We start from the raw sequence: 20,204 nt of genomic DNA, 5'->3' as shown, positions 1-20,204 counted from the left end.
TAGACTCCCTTCGCTTACCAGCTTGCTTTCTTCACACCAGGTATTTGTCCTTTATGGGCATATTCTCTAAACGCAATCCGGGACATTCTGAACTTTCTCATATATCCTCTGGGTCTTCCTGTTACCTCACAACGACCTGTTAAACGGGTCGGGGAAGAATCACGTGGAAGCTTTCTCAGTGCCTCATAATCTCCTTTTTCCTTCAATTCTCTGCGCAGCTCCGCATATCTTGCTACCATTGCCTGTCTTTTCTTTTCCTTTGCGATCTTTGATTTTTTAGCCATTTTTTAAATCACCTTTCCTTCTATATATTTATAGATAATTTTGTTCTGCATCTTTATAAATCTGGCTTGCTGTTGTACTCACTTGGCCGGCATACTTTCCTTTATAAGGATCTGTCGGCTGATCGATTTGGGCAATTACTAACTGACAAATTCTCCATCCTTCAATCAATTCAATCGGAGCACGGTTTGAATTATACAGCTCCAAGGTAATCCTGCCCTCAAATCCCGGATCAACCCAGCCGGCATTCTGTACGAATAATCCCATTCTGCCAATCGAGCTTCTTCCTTCAACAAACGCAGTATAGTCATTTGGCAGCTTAATCCACTCTTTGGTTGTGGCAAGCATAAACGAATGTGGAGGTATCATAATTGTCTCTTGATCTCCAATATAAATATCCTGATAAGTTGCTTTCTCTCTCATTGACAGTTTATCTGTTTGATAATCATTCACGATCATAAAGTGATTGCCAAGTGTCAAATCTACTGACGCTGGCTGCACATTCGAGCGGTTTAATGGTTTGATAGTTATCTCCTCATTTTCTAACTTTTCAAGAATAGTCTGGCTTGAAAGGATCATTGCTGCACCTCCCTTTTAATGTGCTGCGAGTTGCCAAGTAAACGGATCTTCCATCTCAGACCACTCTTCATCCATTTCGTCTGGTGTAAGAAGACATTGATCCAGTTCGCTGATTATCGTTTCTTTTTCAAGGTCAGTTCCAATAAAGACTAGATTGGTCTTCCTGTCCCCGTATTCATTGTCCCAATCATGTAATATATTGGGATTCTGCCTGATGGTATGTTCTCTTTGCTCCTTTGGCAGTGAAGCTACCCAATAAGATACTGGTTCAATAGAAACTGACGGACCAGCCTGAGAAAGAAGGAGTGCTAATTCATTTCTTGTTGCACACCATGCAATTCCTTTGGCCCGCACAATTGCGAACGGCATCTGTCTGATCCAATCGTAAAACCGCTGAGAGTGGAAAGGAAGCCTTCGTCTATATACAAATGAGCTGATGCCGTACTCTTCTGTTTCCGGTGTATGCTCTTCTGGACCTGCCATTAATTCTTTCAGCCACCCGGCAGATTGGCTGGCTTTCGCAAAATTAAATCGATGAGTGTTTAAAATCTCTGCCAGATCTACCTCCCCAAATGTTGTACGAATAATCTTCGCTTCGGGCTGCAATGTTTGAATAACTCTGTTTAATGCATCCAGCTGCTCTTCTGTTACCATGTCACATTTATTTAATAAAAGAACATCACAAAACTCGATTTGATCTATTAATAAATCTGCAAGGTTACGATCATCTGCCTGCCCGACCGCCTGCTTCCGATCAAGCAGACTGTCACCAGACTCATAATCATGCCAAAAACGATAGGCATCCACGACAGTCACCATAGTGTCAAGACGGCAGGACTGAGTAAGATCAATACCTAGCTGCTCATCAATATAGGAAAAAGTCTGAGCAACAGGTACAGGCTCCGAAATTCCTGTAGATTCGATCACAATATAATCAACATTGCCTGCCTTCGCGATTTTTTCCACTTCTATCAGCAGGTCTTCTCGTAACGTACAGCAGATACATCCATTTGACATCTCCACCAGATTCTCTTCTATCCGGGAAAAATGCCCTCCCTTTTCGACCAAATCTGCATCAATATTAATTTCGCTCATATCATTTACAATCACAGCGACCTTCAAATTATTACGATTATTAAGGATATAGTTTAGAAGCGTTGTTTTTCCTGCCCCCAGATAACCACTTAATACTGTAACAGGTATTTTCTTCATCAAAATTCCCCTCCAATTTTCTAAAAATCATATTGAAAAATGATGGCTAAAATAACATCAAGGTAATCAAGATTGCCAGCAGCTATACAGATGATGATATAAACAGACATTGCCTGTATATAAATTGTTTGAGCACTCCTTTTAAGCAAAAGGGAATACCTCTCCATGTAAAAGGCTATAAGTAAGGTAATGAAGATATGGAGTGAGTGGAAACAGTTCTTCTCCCATATCCTTTTACGAATCACTCCCACAATAAAATATGGGAAGATAGCAGCAAAAAACGTAATCATTACGATTTAAATCTGAAATTTTTTTGAATGCTAAATCGCCACTGTGTAATGATCGTAACAAATCGAAATCATTCCTGTTTAAGCTGCATAGAAATAGACAGTTTGTAAACTTTGAACAACCAGCTTGTGCTTATCCCCTCTTTCACCAGGCCAGGGGACAACTATGTATTAGGAAAAGTTACATAGAATAATTTACTGTTATTATTTTCTCCTGTTTTGCTATATACCATTTTCGTATAATCAATCCATTTTACTGAGGCGAACATTTCCTCTAATTTTCTTCCAACTTCCTCTTCCATCTCTTCTAATATTGTGATAAGGTCCAATAATGTCATATCATATTGTTCAGCGACTCTCTTATGTGGTGAATCAATTCTCAGATGATTAACGAATTGGTCTGGTGTTAACGCACTTTCTGCCAGCTCGTCTTCCATTTCTATCACAGATTTATATAGTAATCTTTCCTTCTCAGAAAAGTCATTTAGAATTGCTTCAAGGAAAATGCTATTCAAGTAATTATTCATTTCAGCACCCTTTCTAGACATGCTATCTTGAAATGTAACGCCAGATTCACAAAACGAAATGATTACGATTTACCTGCGTGCTATTTACTTTACCATTAAATAATCATGGAATCAAGTTTCTAAACTAAATATTTTACTCATTAATGCAGGCAGATCATGACACCTGTCAAAAATAATATAAAAAAGTATATTAAAAGACGAACCACCTCTCACCGTTCGCCTTCATGTTTCAAAAATATTAGTTAATCAATTTTTTTATATTTTTAATTGCTCCAAAATGCATTCCTTCATGATATAGGCAAAAGCTAATGAATTCTTTCACTGTTGTTAATGTAAACCCTGTAGAAGTGGTATAAGGGTTCTTCACTTTGTCATCTAACTGCCCTGGTAAAACGGAATTCAACCTGTTTATCTGTTCTTCTAATAAACCAGTTAACTCATCAAGGGATGGAGGATCTTGTTTCCAATCACTTGGACTTGTTCCAGGATTAAATAATGCAGAATAATTAGATGGAATATTTGCTTCTTCTTCTGCAATCTGGAATAAGAATTTCTCACCAACTACATAAATATGTCCTAAATTCCACTTAATATTATTATTCAGCTTTTCCGGTACAAGTTCACTCGTGTTTTCTTCCATACCTTTCACCAAATTAATCGTATTTTCTCTTACAATCACTAACTGGTTAATAAGATAATTTTCCATTACAACCACTCCTCTTTTTATTATGCTCTGAGCTAACTAAGGGTCGTTATTAGTGTAATAAAAATAAACGCGAGTCAACTAACCTCATAAAGTTGGTCTTAATGGTTAATAATATATCTGTTTTCAATTAACCTGTCAAGCGTGTTATAATAGGTTAGTAAAAATTTTTAAGGAGTAGTTTTCGATGGAAGAAAAAATAAAATTCCCCCTTTTCTCTGGTCATCTGTCATTAGATCTTGTCAATACAGAAGTAGTTCGTAATGGAGCACGTATTGATTTACTGACTTCAGCAGATGACTTAATCCAATGGATAGATACACTGATCAAAAAGGGCTACTTATCCCAACAGCAAATTTCAGGTAATGTGAAAGAATGGGCTTTGGAGGCATTGCCGCTAATGAGAAACATTCGCTCTTCTTTGCGTAAGGCGTACGAAGATTTCGCGGATGGAAAGGAACCTGATGATGAATGGATCAAAAATCTTGAAGCTCAAATAAAAAAAGCCCCATTTACTTATCAATTGAAAGAGAATCAATTGATAGCAAGACCAGTTGGCAGGTCGGAGGATGCTTTGATTGCAGTATTAGCTTATGATGCTCTCACGCTTTATGCTGAAAATAAGTTATCTAACATGCATCACTGTGCCAATCCGGATTGTGTTTTATTATTTATGGATACAAGAGGAAGGCGGAAATGGTGTTCAATGAAGATTTTTGGAAATCGAGAAAAAGTTACTCGTTATCAAAAGCGAAAAAATGTGCTGGATTAATTTTTTTCAAAGCAGATAAACAGAAATTACTAATTCCAGTCGCAGTCACCAAAACCATATAAAACTGGTGTGAAATTTTGTTTTTCTTATTAAGCTCAATAATATATATAGCACAACCTCATCAACTAGATTGTGCCCCTGTTACTTCTTTTCCCCAGTTTTAATGCTGCGATTATTAACGGAAGCTGCATCGGCAGCCGTAGCCATTGAAGCAAGGGATTGGCTTTTTTGTCTGGCTTGAACGAAATCATGTTCACAGCCATGTAAATATTTGCCGGAAAAATGGCGATCATAAATAACGCTAACAACTTTCCAGTGATTTCCTGACCTTTTCTTATCCAGAGGAAGGCCGAAAATATGAATTCAAATATACCTGAAACTAATACGATAAACCGTCGAAATGGGAGAATCTTCGGGACCATTCTTAGGAAGTTGCGTTCACAGACAAAATGCATAATACCTGTACATAGTAAGAGAAGTGAATATAAGGTTCGGATAAATACTATCATATGTAAACCACCTTTCTATTTACTCTCTACATAACCATTCCAGGTGAGATTCAAACATATTAATATAGATAATTTTTCCATTTTTTCAATAAAAATAAGACTGACACCAATGTTATAAACTATTGATGAAAGTCTTAAAAACAATCCCAACATTAATATTCTCTGCCTTACAAGGTTACCTATGTCTCCTGACTATTTATTGCTTAAGATGCTTATATAAGATGTATCCTCTTGATCTTCTTCCCCCTCTGTTGTGTACCCATAGGCTATGGTGCTGCCATCTAAACTTACCGTTACATTATCAAGGCTTTGGTCTTCATTTAATTCAATTTCATGAAGGGTTTCCAGTTTTTCTGTCTCAAAATCATAAAGATTTACTTTATTTTCATCAACGATAGCAACATTACCATTGGAAAGTGTAAACACACTAGTCCCCTTTCCAAGCTCCATTGGTTCATTTGTTTCCAGATCTAGAGCATAATAGGTAAAATCAAAGTCTTCTCCATTATTGGTATAGTAGATAAGATGCTTTTCATCAGATGTCAGCATTGTTGTAACATTCCCCTGCGGCATGACTTCCTCTGACTTCAGCAAAGTCTCTGTTTCCCCTGATGCGATATCATAAGAAAATATCCCCTCTTTTAATACTGTTGCATAAACCTTCGATGCATCTTTATTTAAATAATAGTGTGGATAGGAAGTTAATTCCCCGGCATTACTCTTTATGTCTTCAAGAAAATCCAAATCTGTAAATTCATTGTTGTCTATATCCCAGAGATATACCTTGGCTTCTTCATTGTTCGGATTTGTATCTGTGTGAATGTATGTCCTTGGATCCTGAAGATATGTACCGTGACCTGGCAGCAATATGTCATCCCGATCATTATGGGCCGTGAATTTTTTCGTTTGATCGATAATCGGATCATACTCTGCAATAGAATGCCTTTCTTCTACACTAGCATCCCAATTCACCACTCCATTGACAAGGTGACCTGTTTTGGTCATCGTGGTAAACTGATCCCATGTTTCGATATCAAGCTCTTTCACTTCTCCATCAACCCATACATTACGTCTCAAGTCATCTCCGATACCACCGTCATTTTCTCCCCATAACATGGTGTTCCCATCTTCATCCAGGGAAAAGTTCATGCCTGTGACTGGACCTTCTAAATCTAATGTTGTAACTTCTTCATAACCGGCAGATTCATCCTTCGTTCCATCAGTGGCAGTACCAGCACCATTACTATTACAACCTGCCAGTAATAACATAGTAATGACGGCCAAACACAGCATACAATATAATTTTCTCATGATCATTCTCCTTTGCGGGTCTTGTAAATTCAGATTTAAGTTAAGAAGAAAATAAAAAAAGCATCAAAAACTTCGCTTGGCAATGTTTATACTTGCAGGAAAGCGAAATATTATTAGCTTTTTCTCAATTTAGGAATTTCCCCCTTTTTAATCAACTTCTTCAAACAATATAAATCTCATATTATTACAATTACGATATTCACCGGCAAAAAGTTTCAATAATTTACATAATCTTTACACTATTCCTGTATTTACTTAGCATTAGTTTTATATATTTATCAATTAGTGGTACAAATTACTACAGGAGAAGCTAGAATTTCAAAGGAATTATCATTTTTGAGATTTGCAATAATGGTTCTATTAACTGTTACAGCATCAGTTCGATTTGCAGTAGTTAGAACTAATACATATAAAATGGTAGTTATATCAGGTAGAGTAATAACATTAGAGACAGGAGGAAAAAACAGAAAGTAATTCCTTACGTTTTATAACTTCTCCTCATTAAGTAATAGCCACATAATAAATACATCCGTTCTTAACAATTGATTTGTGAAAGGGGAAATATGAAAAAAATGAAGTTTACAAGCAAAAAATTAATAAGTTCAGTAGCACTAGCTGGAATGCTGACAATGGGATTTTCTTCAAGCACTGTACAAGCAGCCAGTGAACTTTCCGATATCAAAGGGAACTTTGCAGAAGAGCAGATTCAAACATGGATTGATAATGGCTTAATTACAGGATATCCTGACGGTTCCTTCAAACCAAATAACTTTATGACCAGAGCCGAATTTATGAGTCTTGTTAATAGAACATTTGGGTTTACGGAAGAAACGGATATAAATTATGAAGATGTTGCTAAAGATGCTTGGTATTATGAAGATGTGACCAAAGCGGTTGAAGCGGGATATTTGCACGGTTATCCGGATAATACCATCAAGCCTCAAGATTCTATTACTCGTCAAGAAGCTGCTAGAATGATTGCAGAAATTACTAATTTAAATGAGAACGAAGAAGCCGCTAATTCGTTTACAGATGCTGCTTCTATTCCAAGTTGGAGTAAAGGTTCTGTTGGCGGTATGTTGACTGAGGATATTATGGCTGGCTATCCAGACGGAAGTTTCAAACCTCTCAATAACATTACACGTGCAGAAGCAGTTATTACATTAGATAATGCTTTAGATACAGAGGAAACTGCGAAACCATCTAAGCCACAGGGGACTGATAACGAACTGAACGTACCTGTCCCTGAGGTAGAAGAACCTTTGCCTGCAGTAGAAAATGGCGAAAATGCTGCAGATCCTGAATTAAAGAATATCGCTGCAACTAATCCTTTTATCAATATTTTAGACGGTTTTGATAATGTTTGGTCAATGAACCAGCCTGACTGGAGAGACGGAACAGCGTTAACAGAACCTGGTGCAAATGGGGAAGTTGCAAAATACGGTGACGGACCAACTGTTTATTTTGATGGATATAAAAATGATGAGACAAAAGTAGTAGCAGATAAGGAAACATATGCTAATGCAGAAATCAGAGATCCAGAGACTTGGGAAGCTAACATAAAGTATGTGGAAGAGGTTACTCAAAACAGAACAGATGAAGAAGCTTTAGCAGCATATTATGATGACCAAAGAGACAAGATATATAGTATGATGGATGCTTATGGACCGTTAGCTAATGACTATGCAGATATCGTAAACCCGGTAACAAGTGTTGTTAGATCAAAAGAGGACATGAATAAAGTATTGGAAGAGACGACTGTTGAAGACCAGGCCCAAGGAATGGGAGAATGGGAGGACTCTGAACTTTCGGGTGCGATGGATTTAGTTAGTCTAATTAGATTTGAAAATCCATCTTCGTCAAATCCGTCCAAATACTTCTTCTCCTCCCCTAGACCATATAGAATGAACTCAAACGGAGAAGTTATCGAAGTAATTGACGAGAATGGATTACCTGTATGGGATACGATTGGCAGCGGGAAAACTTTAGAAGAAGCCTTACCTTCAGGCGGGAAAAAAGTAACTGGAGAAAGACATTATCAACAATATGAAACGAATGTTGAAATCATCCCGGCATTAGAATATGTAAAAAGAAAAGCTGAAGACGGAAGAGGAAAAGATGGAGCTTTCCCTAGCGGGCATACAAGTGCATCTTATTTATCAACATTTGGATTTGCATACGCGACTCCGGAAAGATATTCTGAGTTTTTAACTAGAGCTGCTCAAATGGGAGAAAACAGAATCGTAACAGGTATGCACTCACCACTTGATGTAATCGGTGGCCGAATCCAGTCTACAGCAATGACTGCTTATGCATATAATAAGGAAGACAACAAAGAAGTATTAGAGAAGGCATATAATAATGCAGGAGAGGTATTTGGAGAATTAGCTGAAGCCAATAACATGAGCTTGTATGAATATGCACATACAGTAACAGAGGATTATACATTTGAAAGTGCGTATGATGAACAAAAATGGGAAGACCATGAAGCAAATAAAGCATTCTACCGAGAAAAAATGACTTATGGATTACCTCAAACAGGAACAAAAGGTTTAGAGCCTGTCGTACCGAAAGGGGCAGAAGTCTTATTAGAAACTCGCCAGCCATATTTGACAGACGAACAACGGAGAGAAGTATTATATACAACAGAAATTGATTCAGGTTACCCAGTTATTGATGAATCAAACGGTTGGGGCAGAATTGATTTGGTAACAGCAGCTGATGGATATGGTGCATTCTTAGACAATGTCACAGTAAACATGGATGCTTCCAAAGGAAGATTCAATGCTCATGACTGGTGGAGAAATGATATTAGCGGCAGTGGTATGCTTACTAAGCAAGGAACAGGAACACTGACATTAACTGGAGATAACAGCTATACTGGAGGAACTTTGCTGCAGGGTGGAACACTAGAAGCTGCATCAGCTACTGCTTTTGGTACTGGTGATCTTTATGTAGAAAATGGAACAGTTTTAGTTAATTCAGATGAAGCTTTACAATTAGATGGTAACTTTACAATGGATGCTGGAACTTTAACTATTAAAAACAACAGTCAGCTAAACGTTGATGGACTTGTTTATCTTGAAGGCGGAGATTTGAATTTAGATCTTTCTAATTATAAAGTAGAAGGTGCTAAAGAAATTACTTTAATTACTGGAAATGAAGTAATAGGTCAATTTGATAATGTAACAGCTGATGGATACAATTTAACTGTTACTTATGAAGATAATAGTGTTATTGCACATATTGAAACCAAATAACTTGGATATTATTTATCCGAGACTAGCTGTCGACTCTTTGTCGGCAGCATTTTTCTGTTAATAAAACAATCCACTCTCTAAACATTTAAGAAGTTATTTATAAGCATATCATTTTTTATATATAACGTTTATTATAATAAACAATAAAAATTTTAGAGTTTTATTTGTTTAATTTAAGACTTTTTATTATTTCCTTTGCAGCCTTTTTTACTTCGTCATGCCCTGACACCTGTATTATTGATGTTAATCCCTCCAGAATAATTGACAATTGCATACCAAGGGAATCAGAGGTCTTAAACGACTGCAGATCTTGGTTACATTGGGTTAAAAGCTTCGTTTTATGCTGAATGGTTAATTCAACAATTTCCTCATTAATACCCTCGTATTCCTGTTTTGCCCTTAAGAATAAACAGCCATTATAACTCTCTTTGTTTAGCCAGTTTATATGAGCTTTCACCAGAGACTTCAAATATGTATTTAAGTTCTTCTTCTTGTTTACACTCTCTTCCAAGTGCTGAAAATAATTCTCCTCCCGTCGCGCTAAGATTTCTATTATCAGATCTTCCTTTGATTTGAAATGATAATACATGGTCATTGGCGCAACCCCAGCCTGATCCAGTATGCTTTTCACCCCAACTGCATGAAAGCCTTGCTGGTTGAATAACTTTTCAGCTGCATTCATTATGGATTCTTTTTTCAGTGACGTTCTCATAAGATACCCCCCTTTTATTTAGAGCGATCATTATAATAAATTTTAGCATGTCTTATTTCCTCTGGCAAGATAGCGCATACAAGTGTGGCTGTTAACCCCCTACGTACCCTTAAAAATATAAAAAAGACCGAAAGAGCACCAGGGTTTCTTCCTGATTTTCCTTCGACCTTATTTAAACTATTTAACGTCACCATTGGTTTGTTAAGATGCTAGCATCTCCCAATTGTTCGAAAGACAAATTCCTTTTATTCCACTGTTACACTTTTCGCTAAGTTACGCGGTTTATCCACATCACAATCACGGTGCAACGCTGCATAATAAGCAAGTAACTGCATTGGAATAACACTTACTAATGGTGTTAATAATTCATGTACATGTGGCAGAACGAAAGCATCACTGTCTTGCTCTAATCCTTTCATACTTACAACACATGTATTAGCTCCACGTGCCGCTACTTCCTGAACATTTCCGCGGATGGAAAGATTCACATTTTCCTGTGTGGAAATTGCAATAACTGGTGTACCTTCTTCTATTAAGGCAATTGTACCATGCTTTAATTCTCCTCCGGCAAAACCTTCTGCCTGGATATAAGAGATCTCTTTTAATTTCAATGATGCTTCCTGAACAACAAAGTAATCTACTCCACGGCCGATGAAGAAGGCATTACGCGTTGTTTCGAACATTTCTTTCGCCATACGGTCAAATTCTTCCTTTTGATCCGTTAAGGCCTCCATTGCGCTTGCAACAATACCTAATTCCTGTAATGGATCAAATGAAAGATCAATGCCTTTCACTCTTGCTGTATCAACAGCTAAAATCGCAAGTACAGCGATTTGGGCAGTATATGCTTTGGTTGAAGCTACTGCTATTTCTGGTCCTGCATGTAAATGTAACGTATAATCTGCTTCACGAGAAAGGGTAGAACCAGGAACATTTGTAATCGTTAAGGCAGGGTGGCCCAACGCTTTTGTTTGAACTAATACGGAACGACTGTCTGCTGTTTCTCCACTCTGAGAAATAAAGACAAACAGTGGTTTTACAGATAATAATGGCATATTATATGAGAACTCACTAGCGATATGGACTTCAACTGGGATATTAGCCAATTTCTCGATAAATTGCTTCCCAACCAAACCTGCATGATAGCTAGTTCCTGCTGCAATAATATAAATTCTGTCAGCATTCTTCATCGCTTGGCGCACATCATCTGCTAATTTAATACTGTCATCTTCTGCTTGATATTCCTGAATGATGTTGCGGATAACGATTGGCTGCTCATCGATCTCTTTTAACATGAAATGAGGATATGTTCCTTTTTCTGTATCAGCTGCATCGATTTCTGCAATATATTCCTCGCGCTCCACAACAGTTCCATCTAATTTCTGAATTTCTACACGGTCGGCGCGAACAAGTACAACTTCTTTATCTTCAATTTCTACATAACGATTCGTTTCTCTAAGTGTTGCCATTGCATCACTTGCCACAACATTAAACCCATCACCAAGACCAACAAGCAATGGGCTCTTGTTTTTGGCAACATAAATAAGATCAGGATTTTCATTATCAATTAATGCAATAGCATAAGAACCTTTTAATAATGACAGGCCTTTGCGGAATGCTGCCAGAACATCATTTGTTTCAGTATATAGCTGTTCGATTAACTGAACAACAATCTCTGTGTCTGTTTCACTTTTCAGCTCTACATTTTGCAGATACTCATCACGCAGTTCATAATAGTTCTCGATTACCCCATTATGAACTAAAGTAAAACGCTCTGTTGCACTTTGATGCGGATGGGCATTGTTCTCACTAGGCTCACCATGCGTTGCCCAGCGAGTATGACCTATTCCTACATTCGCCATGACAGACTCGTCAACTTTCTCGCGCAATACGGCAATACGGCCTTTTACTTTAAACACATTCATTCCTTGTTCATTTAAAACAGCAATACCCGCAGAGTCGTATCCTCTATATTCTAACTTTTCCAGTCCTGTTAATAAGACTTCCTTTGAATCATTTGCTCCAATATAACCTACAATACCGCACATAACGTTGTTTCCTCCTTGAATATGAAGGGGCAAACAAACGACCGATTGACTATAAATTTTAGCAAGGGGCGTTTCTTTGCCCCTTTCTCGTGTAATGGTTTCATCTTGTTCCCATTCTTGTGCAAAAAGTTGCCTTCTTGTTTTCGAATAAAAACATATCGGTTGAGATGTCCAACCGGGAGGTATCCGCCGATCCCATTCGATAAACCCCCACCTCGTCAGCTAAAAGAGAGTCGCTCTCCTAGCCCTGGCGCTTTAATAATATATAAACTCTATGCTCCTTCCTATCATGAATCAACATCATTTTAAAACAATGACTGTCCCCATTTTACTTGAAAAATCTCCACTACGCAACAAATATTGTGAAATGTGACTTTGATATTGATTATTAGCAAAACTTATTAGGATGTTTAGCGTTGTAAAATGGATTACTAAAAGAATATGCAATTATACGGAAAGCGTGTTAGCAATAAACCTGCAAATATGGTAATAATTGAATGGATTCATAATCAGCCAGAAACAATATACAGGCAACTATTTATCCTTTCAGCATAATACTTCGATAAAGCTTTCCGATTTTCATCCCCTTTTTTAGTATTTTTTCAGATAGTTAGAAAAAATACTTAACCCGCTTGTATTATGTAAAGAACACCTCGACATTCAATGGAGATGTTCCTTATTGGATGAAGGTTTTACTTATTCCTGAAAAAGTTTATCCTCTTATTAAGGATATAAAACATATAAAGATAAACAACAACTATGACAATATCCCCGCCTACTAAAAGGTAGTCATGCCAAGGCCCTTTCCAAGAGACTATAATTCCTAATTGGGAGATAAGAAAAAAGAAGAAGATGAACAAGTAAAAAATGAGCATTCTTTTGTAATTATCTTGTATCGAATTTTTATCTGAATATATCTTCTTTACATCAGTATTAGATGCTTCTTTGCGAAAATAGTGAAAGATGCTCATAGCATTTGTTACATGCTCCCAGCCAGCATCCTCATATAATTGAAGATAATCTTTCGTTGCTTCCTGTCTGAAATCAATTTGGTATACATAGGACTGTTCTGGATCTTCCTCAAAGAAATAGTTAAAAAGGCGATATTTTTTCAAATGCAAGCCCTTTTTAGACATCTCCGTTAACCATTCTTCCTCCTTATGAATATTGGGACCAAGAAATAATTTAAACTTTCTTACAGTCATTGCTGTACCTCCTTTATCAGTTCACTTGAGTTTTCAACTAAGGATTTTAAACGGATAAACTCATGTTGTAATATTGCTCTGCCTAATTCTGTCAACTGGTAATATTTCCGACGATTATCTTGTTGAACAATTGCCTTTTCTATCACTTTTTGTTTCTCTAGTTTACCTAATGCTCCATACAAAGTTCCCGGTCCCATGGTCACTTCACCTTTGCTTATTTCCTCTATATCCTGCATAATACCATAGCCATGACGGACAGCCCTTAATGACAAAAGAATATAAAATGTCGCTTGCGATAAAGGTAGAAAAGATTCTGGTTGCTTTGCCATGTCACCACCACCTATTTAAATTCCGCTCGATATATCGATATACGATATATCGCATATCGATATATTATCATAGATCGGTTTATATTGCAATATTGTTAATGATGCAATTTGAACAATAGAATATTATTACAATAAAAAAGAAAAGGCAGTGCTAAAAATTTATTAGCACTGCCCTTTCTTCTTTCAAACTGATAGCGTTACTGCTATTTATTCCTCTATACCAAATACATTTTGAATGACAGAGACGACTTCATCAACATACTGGTTACAGTCGTCTAAAGTCGGAGCTTCCACCATTACCCGTACTAAAGGCTCCGTTCCAGAAGGGCGTACAAGAACCCGCCCTTGGGTGCCCATCTCCTTTTCCACTTTATCAATAGCTTCCAGAACAATCTGATTGGTCATAACCTCATTTTTGTTAATCACACGAATATTCTTCAAGACTTGTGGGAATTTCTCCATCTCATTAGCAAGTTCAGATAGTTTCTTACCGGTTTCCCGCATAACATTAACTAATTGAAGTCCCGATAACATTCCATCTCCAGTTGGGATATAATCCAGGAAGATAATATGTCCAGATTGCTCTCCTCCAAGGTTATATGCATTTTTACGCATTTCTTCCATTACGTAACGGTCACCAACAGCTGTTTTTTCACTCTTCATATTATTGGCTTCTAATGCTTTATAGAAGCCAATATTGCTCATGACAGTAGATACTACGGTAGAGTGACGCAACAAACCTCTTTCATTTAAATATTTACCAATAATAAACATAATCTGATCGCCATCCACAATATTACCTAACTCATCTACTGCGATTAAACGATCACCGTCTCCGTCAAATGCTAAACCAATATCTGCACCTTTTTCTATTACTAATGCCTGTAATTTTTCTGGGTGAGTTGAACCAAAACCATTATTAATGTTTAAACCATTTGGTGAAGAACCAATTGTCGAGATATCTGCTTCTAAATCAGCAAACAAATGAGAAGCTAAACTTGAAGTAGCACCATGCGCACAATCCAGCGCGATATGTATTCCATCAAATTCATTATCAATTGTCTCTTTCAAATAGTGGATATACTTTTGTCCACCTTCAAAATAATCATTGATTTGACCAACATGTCCTCCAATCGGACGTGGAAGGTTATCTTCTTCCTGGTCCAATAATGCTTCGATCTCTGCTTCTTGTTCATCCGACAATTTAAAACCATCTGATCCAAAAAACTTGATTCCATTGTCTTCAACAGGATTGTGAGAGGCTGAAATCATTACTCCAGCTTTTGCGTCCATCGCTTTTGACAAGAATGCTACGCCGGGAGTTGAAATAACTCCTAATCTCATTACTTCAGCACCAATTGAAAGCAAACCAGCTGCAAGGGCTCCTTCTAACATATTTCCAGATATACGTGTATCTCGCCCAATTAATACTTTAGGATTCTGTGCTTCTTTTGTTAATACATAACCACCATAACGTCCTAATTTAAAAGCTAATTCTGGTGTCAAGTCTTGGTTGGCTACTCCACGTACACCATCAGTACCAAAATATTTTCCCATTTAATATTCTCTCCTTTATTCATTTCCTGTAAGTTCTACGAGTATAGTTGCTTCGTTTATTGCTGGCTCAATTTCGACATTTTCTAATATTTCCTCGGAAATATTGTTATTAATCGGCAATGTGTACTCCCCTGGTGATTGGTTGTCCAACACAACGGAAATAGGTAAGTTCTCTGCAGTTAATCCTTCAATATCGGAAGGAAATCCTCTAACTGTCACACTAGTTGTCCCGGAAGATGGAGTAACAAATGATGTAGCTCCATCTTCCGGCTGTCCTTCAATTGTAATTGGAACATTCTCTACAACTCGTTCTTCTGCCTGTTCTACTTCAATTACTGCATTTACGGTTGCAGGTTCTACTTTTCTCACTTCTTGAGGAATATTTAACTCTACCTCATAAGTGCCGCTTTCGGTGATTTCACTCAGATCAATAGCGTTGGTCTGTATTTGCTCCAGTCCTTCCAGGTAAGATTCAGCTGCAAAAACAGTGGCCTCTTCTGTTTCTAAATCCATTGATGTTATTCTTAAACCTTCTGCCAGCTCAGTGGTTGTTTCTAGTGAAATCGGCACAGTCTTATTCGGATTCTTCACATCTACTGTAATATCAGTAGTTGGCGGATCAATTCGTACACTTAACTCATTCCCTTGATTATCATAAACTTTCACAGGAACATTATCTTCAGTAAATGATTCATCAACACCGTTTACATCAATAAATGCTTTGACGATTGCAATCCGGTCAACAATACTTCTTGAACTTGTTACCGTAACTGTTTGCGGATCTGCATACACATTTCCGACTTCATATCCAGCTGCAATCTGATCTCGATTAATGATATCAATCGTAAGTGAATATTCTTCACTGGCCCGTTCTTCGATGGATACTTCTACTTCTTGCGGCTCTATATAAACATTGCTAAGTTGATTTGATATCCCGGAAACTTGAAGAGGAACAACATGGGTACCTGGCCCTAGTCCTTCTAAGTCGACAAATACTTCGAAATTTCGTTGTGTGTATGTTGATGCAACTAAGCTGACAGATCCTTGTAATGTTACTTTGGCTGTCTCCGGTACACCACTCACTACATATTTTTCCTGGTCAATTTGAAGATTTACAGGCATGTCTTCCAATGTACGTGTTTCATTGGTTGTTCCAAATATATTGCCGAATCCATCATCTTCTTCTGAGACATTCTGGTCAAAGGCAACAACAACAAATAGTAATACGGAAAGTGCTAAAGCGACAATTCGTATGACCCATGGTTTCTCCAACCATTTATTCATCATTTTTCTTCCCCCTCCAGCTCCAACCTATTGTTGCAGAGGACTTGAATTTCGTCACTAGTTCTTTTTCTAACATCTCCGATAACTTCTCAACTGTTATATTCCGATGCAGCTCACCATTTTTTGTGCATGAAATGTTCCCTGTTTCTTCCGATACGGTGATTGTAATGGAATCTGTTACTTCACTTATGCCCAGAGCTGCTCTGTGTCGCGTACCAAGTTCCTTTGAAATAAAAGGGCTTTCTGATAACGGTAAGTAACATGCAGCTGCCACAATCTCATCTTTATTAATAATAACAGCACCATCATGAAGAGGTGTATTCGGTATGAAGATATTTGTTAATAACTGATTGGTTAATTTTCCGTTAATCGGTATACCCGTTGATATATAATCACCCATTGCTGTTTCGCGTTCAATTGTAATTAGCGCTCCTATCCTTCTTTTTGCCATATAATTACAAGAGTCTGCAATCGCCTTTATTGATTGACTAAATACCTCATCTTCTGACTTTGAATTACGAGAAAAGAAGCTTCCTCTTCCTAATTGCTCCAATGCTCTTCTCAGTTCTGGCTGAAATAATATAATAATTCCTAACGGTCCCCACATTATTACTTGCCACATTAAGATTCGAACTGTTGCTAAGTCAAACAGAACACTTATCAGATAGACAGATATTACGACAAAGATGCCTTTTAATAACTGAATTGCCTTCGTTCCCCTGATTAGCATAAGAAGCTTGTAAAGGATATACCAAACTATTCCTATGTCAACAACGATCTTTAATACATTGAGAAAAGACCACTCCCAATTAAACATGCAAACACAACCTTATGTCCATCCGAATCCTCTTCCTATCTAAATTTTTCGTTAACCTCATTATAGCATAAAACAGAGGGTATCTTTAGTGCGAGCATATGATAACATGAAATTTTATAAATAAATTATTATTCCTTGCGTGTAAAAAAAAAGCGATCTTTTATCACTTAAAAAAGATCACTTTTCCAAACCAAATACTTCCTGTGTTAAACCTTTTATTTTATACCAAAGCCAGCCAAACATCTGGTCAACTTGTTTTATATCACCCGCTACATTTCCTGCAGAAGCAGTCAGATTTTCTCCATTTATAATTACTACATCCCCTTGTACCTCTCCATCGATTTTAATATTCCCATTTTTTATTTCAAGATCCTCTGTTATTATGACACCCTCCGGAACAATGACGGTATCATTCTCTACAACCAGATTCATTCCTTTAGGATAGCTCAACTGATCCTCTTGGTTCCATACTGATACCAGGCTTCCAGACATTAACAGAAAGAAGATAGCAGCAGCTGTAACTAAAGGGTGAATTCGCACCCATCGTCGAACAGTCGATCTTCTCTTTTCCTTCGGTAATTTTGCCATGATATTTTTAGTGAAGTCTGCAGATGGCTGCAAGTCTACATTAGTGGTAACTAATGCTACAGTCCGCTTCAATTCCCTAAAGTGTATTTGACAAGCTTCACATGATCTCAAATGGGAGCGTAATGTTTGTTCTTCATCTTTCGTAATATCACCATCTAAATATTGATGCATTAATTCAGTAACTTCTCTATTACAATTCATCTTACTCACACTCCTTTACACATGTCGAAGCTTCTTCCTTAAAGCTTCTCTCCCTCTATGGATTCTGGTTTTTACGGTGCCAACGGGTATCTCTAATATCTCACTGATTTCTTTAAGAGAGAGTTCATCAATAAATCTTAATGCAATAATACTTCGATATTTAGTTGGCAACTCACTTATTTCTTTTTGTATATAGCTTTGAGTTTCCAGGCTCTCTACTTCATCTTCTGGAAGTCTTCCATCATCAGGGATCTGTGCATATAAGTTTAATCCATCTGCTCCTTGTATCTCAGCGTCAAGATAATAATCAGGTTTCTTCTTTCTCATCCGGTCTATCGCTAGATTTGTCGCTATTCTGTATAACCATGTCGAAAACTTCCTGTTTTCATCATAGGATTGGATATTGATATAAGCGCGAATAAATGCTTCCTGAGCTATATCTTCAGCTTCATGCTTATTTCCAACCATACGAAAACAAATCGCAAACACTTTGCCTTGAAAGTATTCTACAATATCTTCGAATGCCGACTGATCTCCTTTTTTAACAAGTTTTATACTCTTTGCTATCTTTTTCTCGTTCATCTTATTACCTCCGCCAAACTTGCGGTTACCTATTGTACGAAAAACCACAACATTAGGTTTCATTTTTTTATAAATTTTTTTTAGAAAATGGCAATAAGCCTATTATAACAAGAAAACTGATTTTTTTGTCTATCATTTGAAAAAATTTCAAATAATTCTTTCATTAAAAAAAGGGGAAAAGTTGTACGATTGTATTCCTGAGATTTCTTTTGTTAAAATAATTAATATTGAACTATCATAGGGGGAATGAAACAAGATGAAAATAACTTCTATTGAGCCGACACCTAGTCCATATTCAATGAAAATCAATGTAGATGAGAAATTACCGGATAATCAAACAGAAAATTACAAGATTAGTGATGAGTTAGATAATGCACCATTATATATTAAGGAATTATTTCAAATCAATGGTGTAAAAGGAATTTACCGAGTTATTGATTTTATTGCATTAGAAAGAAATCCTAAGGTGGCATGGGAAGAGATCTTACCGCAAGTTACAGAAATAATCGGTTCGAGTGATTCATTAGATGCTTCTTTTACCAAGAATCCAGATTCCTTAGATGATTCATTTGGAGAAATAAAAGTCTATATTCAAATGTTTCGCTTCATTCCCATGCAAATAAAACTTATCGAGGACGAGGAAGAGAGACGATTTGGTCTACCACCACGGTTCACAGAAGCAGCTTTAAATGCCTCATCTGCTACTGAGAATATGTTGGATGAACGAAAATGGGTAGAAAAATCGCCTCGTTATGGAGATATCGACAGTATCGGTCAGGACATTACAGAGGAATTGTCAGCAAGTTACGATGAAGAACGCCTCCAGGAACTGGTCAACTTTGCTTTAAATGATACCCATCTGGAACAACATAGTCCTTATCAAAAAGTGACGCTTGATATGCTGGACAATCCTGACTGGAAAGATCGTTATGCAGCACTTGACCGGATGTCCCCGATAATTGAAAACTTGGATATCCTAAATAAAGCCTTAGATGATGAGAAAGCATCAATCAGAAGGCTTGCCACTGCTTATTTAGGAATGATTGAAGAGGAAGAGGTGCTTCCTCTATTATATAAAGCGCTAAAAGATAAAGCAGTTAATGTCAGAAGAACAGCTGGTGACTGTTTATCAGATCTTGGTTTTAAACAAGCTATGCCTGAAATGATACAATCACTTTCCGATCAGAATCGCCTTGTACGCTGGAGAGCTGCTATGTTTTTATATGAATTAGGAGATGAGAGTGCAATACCAGCATTACAGAAAGCAGCAGATGACACTGAGTTTGAAGTAAGAATGCAAGTAAAAATGGCCTTAGCCCGCATTGAAGGTGGGGAAGAAGCCAAAGGCTCGATATGGCATCAAATGACAAAAGCATCCAAAAAGTAAGATTTCTCTGCATGAAAAATGCCCAGATCCGACTCTCAATGATGGATTTGGG

General features: G+C 37.2%; 20 protein-coding genes. 3 read left to right on the top strand and 17 right to left on the bottom strand.

The window, feature by feature from the left end; all coding sequences use genetic code 11:
- Window positions 1-14: 14 nt before the first annotated feature.
- The 6 genes from rpsN to F9U64_RS19395 all read right to left on the bottom strand — a co-directional run bounded on the left by rpsN (window position 15) and on the right by F9U64_RS19395 (window position 3,593).
- The gene (gene rpsN / locus F9U64_RS19415) at window positions 15-284 is read right to left on the bottom strand and encodes a 30S ribosomal protein S14 (RefSeq protein ID WP_153406557.1); all 270 of its coding nucleotides are present in this window, start codon (window positions 282-284) and stop codon (window positions 15-17) included.
- A 28-nt stretch (window positions 285-312) separates the two neighbouring features.
- Entirely contained in the window at window positions 313-861 is a 549-nt protein-coding gene (gene dcd, locus F9U64_RS19410) for a dCTP deaminase (RefSeq protein ID WP_153406556.1), read from the bottom strand.
- A gap of 15 nt (window positions 862-876) precedes the next feature.
- Window positions 877-2,073: a GTP-binding protein gene (locus F9U64_RS19405; protein ID WP_153406555.1), complete on the bottom strand. Its 1,197-nt coding sequence runs from the start codon at window positions 2,071-2,073 to the stop codon at window positions 877-879.
- 20 nt (window positions 2,074-2,093) lie between these two features.
- A complete protein-coding gene (locus F9U64_RS23415) occupies window positions 2,094-2,222 on the bottom strand; it encodes a hypothetical protein (protein WP_266095260.1) in 129 nt (42 codons plus the stop codon).
- 302 nt (window positions 2,223-2,524) lie between these two features.
- Window positions 2,525-2,887, bottom strand: coding sequence for a hypothetical protein (locus F9U64_RS19400; RefSeq protein WP_153406554.1), 363 nt, complete (start codon window positions 2,885-2,887; stop codon window positions 2,525-2,527).
- A gap of 238 nt (window positions 2,888-3,125) precedes the next feature.
- A complete protein-coding gene (locus F9U64_RS19395; RefSeq protein WP_153406553.1) occupies window positions 3,126-3,593 on the bottom strand; it encodes a DinB family protein in 468 nt (155 codons plus the stop codon).
- Window positions 3,594-3,777: 184 nt separating this feature from the next.
- Between F9U64_RS19395 and F9U64_RS19390 the strand changes: the two genes are divergently transcribed.
- Complete coding sequence (locus F9U64_RS19390; RefSeq protein WP_153406552.1) at window positions 3,778-4,362, top strand: CGNR zinc finger domain-containing protein; 585 nt, start codon at window positions 3,778-3,780, stop codon at window positions 4,360-4,362.
- 125 nt (window positions 4,363-4,487) lie between these two features.
- Here the strand turns inward: F9U64_RS19390 and F9U64_RS19385 are convergent, their stop codons facing one another.
- On the bottom strand, window positions 4,488-4,871 hold the full coding sequence (locus F9U64_RS19385; RefSeq protein WP_153406551.1) for a DoxX family protein: 384 nt from the start codon (window positions 4,869-4,871) through the stop codon (window positions 4,488-4,490).
- Between the two features lie 192 nt (window positions 4,872-5,063).
- Window positions 5,064-6,182, bottom strand: a complete 1,119-nt coding sequence (locus F9U64_RS19380) for a hypothetical protein (protein ID WP_153406550.1) — start codon at window positions 6,180-6,182, stop codon at window positions 5,064-5,066.
- A gap of 563 nt (window positions 6,183-6,745) precedes the next feature.
- Here F9U64_RS19380 and F9U64_RS19375 point away from each other — a divergent pair.
- Window positions 6,746-9,442: an S-layer homology domain-containing protein gene (locus F9U64_RS19375; protein ID WP_228275808.1), complete on the top strand. Its 2,697-nt coding sequence runs from the start codon at window positions 6,746-6,748 to the stop codon at window positions 9,440-9,442.
- A gap of 160 nt (window positions 9,443-9,602) precedes the next feature.
- Here F9U64_RS19375 and F9U64_RS19370 read toward each other — a convergent pair whose 3' ends face one another.
- From F9U64_RS19370 to sigW, 9 genes are all read right to left on the bottom strand, one after another.
- Window positions 9,603-10,154: a TetR/AcrR family transcriptional regulator gene (locus tag F9U64_RS19370; RefSeq protein ID WP_153406549.1), complete on the bottom strand. Its 552-nt coding sequence runs from the start codon at window positions 10,152-10,154 to the stop codon at window positions 9,603-9,605.
- Between the two features lie 245 nt (window positions 10,155-10,399).
- Window positions 10,400-12,202, bottom strand: a complete 1,803-nt coding sequence (glmS, locus tag F9U64_RS19365) for a glutamine--fructose-6-phosphate transaminase (isomerizing) (RefSeq protein WP_153406548.1) — start codon at window positions 12,200-12,202, stop codon at window positions 10,400-10,402.
- A gap of 692 nt (window positions 12,203-12,894) precedes the next feature.
- A complete protein-coding gene (locus F9U64_RS19360) occupies window positions 12,895-13,407 on the bottom strand; it encodes a DUF2812 domain-containing protein (RefSeq protein ID WP_153406547.1) in 513 nt (170 codons plus the stop codon).
- Window positions 13,404-13,736: a PadR family transcriptional regulator gene (locus F9U64_RS19355; protein ID WP_153406546.1), complete on the bottom strand. Its 333-nt coding sequence runs from the start codon at window positions 13,734-13,736 to the stop codon at window positions 13,404-13,406. Before F9U64_RS19355 ends, F9U64_RS19360 begins: the two co-directional genes overlap by 4 nt.
- Window positions 13,737-13,943: 207 nt before the next feature.
- Window positions 13,944-15,293, bottom strand: coding sequence for a phosphoglucosamine mutase (glmM, locus tag F9U64_RS19350; RefSeq protein ID WP_153406545.1), 1,350 nt, complete (start codon window positions 15,291-15,293; stop codon window positions 13,944-13,946).
- 15 nt (window positions 15,294-15,308) lie between these two features.
- A complete protein-coding gene (locus tag F9U64_RS19345) occupies window positions 15,309-16,580 on the bottom strand; it encodes a CdaR family protein (protein WP_228275807.1) in 1,272 nt (423 codons plus the stop codon).
- Window positions 16,570-17,394, bottom strand: a complete 825-nt coding sequence (gene cdaA / locus F9U64_RS19340) for a diadenylate cyclase CdaA (protein WP_153406544.1) — start codon at window positions 17,392-17,394, stop codon at window positions 16,570-16,572. Before cdaA ends, F9U64_RS19345 begins: the two co-directional genes overlap by 11 nt.
- Window positions 17,395-17,571: 177 nt before the next feature.
- Window positions 17,572-18,183, bottom strand: coding sequence for a zf-HC2 domain-containing protein (locus tag F9U64_RS19335; protein ID WP_153406543.1), 612 nt, complete (start codon window positions 18,181-18,183; stop codon window positions 17,572-17,574).
- A gap of 15 nt (window positions 18,184-18,198) precedes the next feature.
- Entirely contained in the window at window positions 18,199-18,765 is a 567-nt protein-coding gene (gene sigW, locus F9U64_RS19330; protein ID WP_153406542.1) for an RNA polymerase sigma factor SigW, read from the bottom strand.
- A 256-nt stretch (window positions 18,766-19,021) separates the two neighbouring features.
- On the opposite strand from sigW, the gene F9U64_RS19325 reads away from it, so the two are divergent.
- Window positions 19,022-20,152, top strand: a complete 1,131-nt coding sequence (locus F9U64_RS19325) for a conserved virulence factor C family protein (RefSeq protein ID WP_153406541.1) — start codon at window positions 19,022-19,024, stop codon at window positions 20,150-20,152.
- Window positions 20,153-20,204: the final 52 nt, after the last annotated feature.

It is taken from the genome of Gracilibacillus oryzae, from assembly GCF_009498735.1.
Taxonomy (GTDB): Bacteria; Bacillota; Bacilli; order Bacillales; family Amphibacillaceae; genus Gracilibacillus; species Gracilibacillus oryzae.
This window is presented reverse-complemented; position numbering and strand designations above follow the sequence as displayed.

Excerpts from the sequence above, each read along its gene's own strand:
- rpsN (WP_153406557.1), bottom strand. The coding sequence starts at position 284 with ATGGCTAAAAAATCAAAGATCGCAAAGGAAAAGAAAAGACAGGCAATG.
- dcd (WP_153406556.1), bottom strand. The coding sequence starts at position 861 with ATGATCCTTTCAAGCCAGACTATTCTTGAAAAGTTAGAAAATGAGGAG.
- F9U64_RS19405 (WP_153406555.1), bottom strand. The coding sequence starts at position 2,073 with ATGAAGAAAATACCTGTTACAGTATTAAGTGGTTATCTGGGGGCAGGA.
- F9U64_RS19400 (WP_153406554.1), bottom strand. The coding sequence starts at position 2,887 with ATGAATAATTACTTGAATAGCATTTTCCTTGAAGCAATTCTAAATGAC.
- F9U64_RS19395 (WP_153406553.1), bottom strand. The coding sequence starts at position 3,593 with ATGGAAAATTATCTTATTAACCAGTTAGTGATTGTAAGAGAAAATACG.
- F9U64_RS19390 (WP_153406552.1), top strand. The coding sequence starts at position 3,778 with ATGGAAGAAAAAATAAAATTCCCCCTTTTCTCTGGTCATCTGTCATTA.
- F9U64_RS19385 (WP_153406551.1), bottom strand. The coding sequence starts at position 4,871 with ATGATAGTATTTATCCGAACCTTATATTCACTTCTCTTACTATGTACA.
- F9U64_RS19380 (WP_153406550.1), bottom strand. The coding sequence starts at position 6,182 with ATGAGAAAATTATATTGTATGCTGTGTTTGGCCGTCATTACTATGTTA.
- F9U64_RS19375 (WP_228275808.1), top strand. The coding sequence starts at position 6,746 with ATGAAAAAAATGAAGTTTACAAGCAAAAAATTAATAAGTTCAGTAGCA.
- F9U64_RS19370 (WP_153406549.1), bottom strand. The coding sequence starts at position 10,154 with ATGAGAACGTCACTGAAAAAAGAATCCATAATGAATGCAGCTGAAAAG.
- glmS (WP_153406548.1), bottom strand. The coding sequence starts at position 12,202 with ATGTGCGGTATTGTAGGTTATATTGGAGCAAATGATTCAAAGGAAGTC.
- F9U64_RS19360 (WP_153406547.1), bottom strand. The coding sequence starts at position 13,407 with ATGACTGTAAGAAAGTTTAAATTATTTCTTGGTCCCAATATTCATAAG.
- F9U64_RS19355 (WP_153406546.1), bottom strand. The coding sequence starts at position 13,736 with ATGGCAAAGCAACCAGAATCTTTTCTACCTTTATCGCAAGCGACATTT.
- glmM (WP_153406545.1), bottom strand. The coding sequence starts at position 15,293 with ATGGGAAAATATTTTGGTACTGATGGTGTACGTGGAGTAGCCAACCAA.
- F9U64_RS19345 (WP_228275807.1), bottom strand. The coding sequence starts at position 16,580 with ATGATGAATAAATGGTTGGAGAAACCATGGGTCATACGAATTGTCGCT.
- cdaA (WP_153406544.1), bottom strand. The coding sequence starts at position 17,394 with ATGTTTAATTGGGAGTGGTCTTTTCTCAATGTATTAAAGATCGTTGTT.
- F9U64_RS19335 (WP_153406543.1), bottom strand. The coding sequence starts at position 18,183 with ATGAATTGTAATAGAGAAGTTACTGAATTAATGCATCAATATTTAGAT.
- sigW (WP_153406542.1), bottom strand. The coding sequence starts at position 18,765 with ATGAACGAGAAAAAGATAGCAAAGAGTATAAAACTTGTTAAAAAAGGA.
- F9U64_RS19325 (WP_153406541.1), top strand. The coding sequence starts at position 19,022 with ATGAAAATAACTTCTATTGAGCCGACACCTAGTCCATATTCAATGAAA.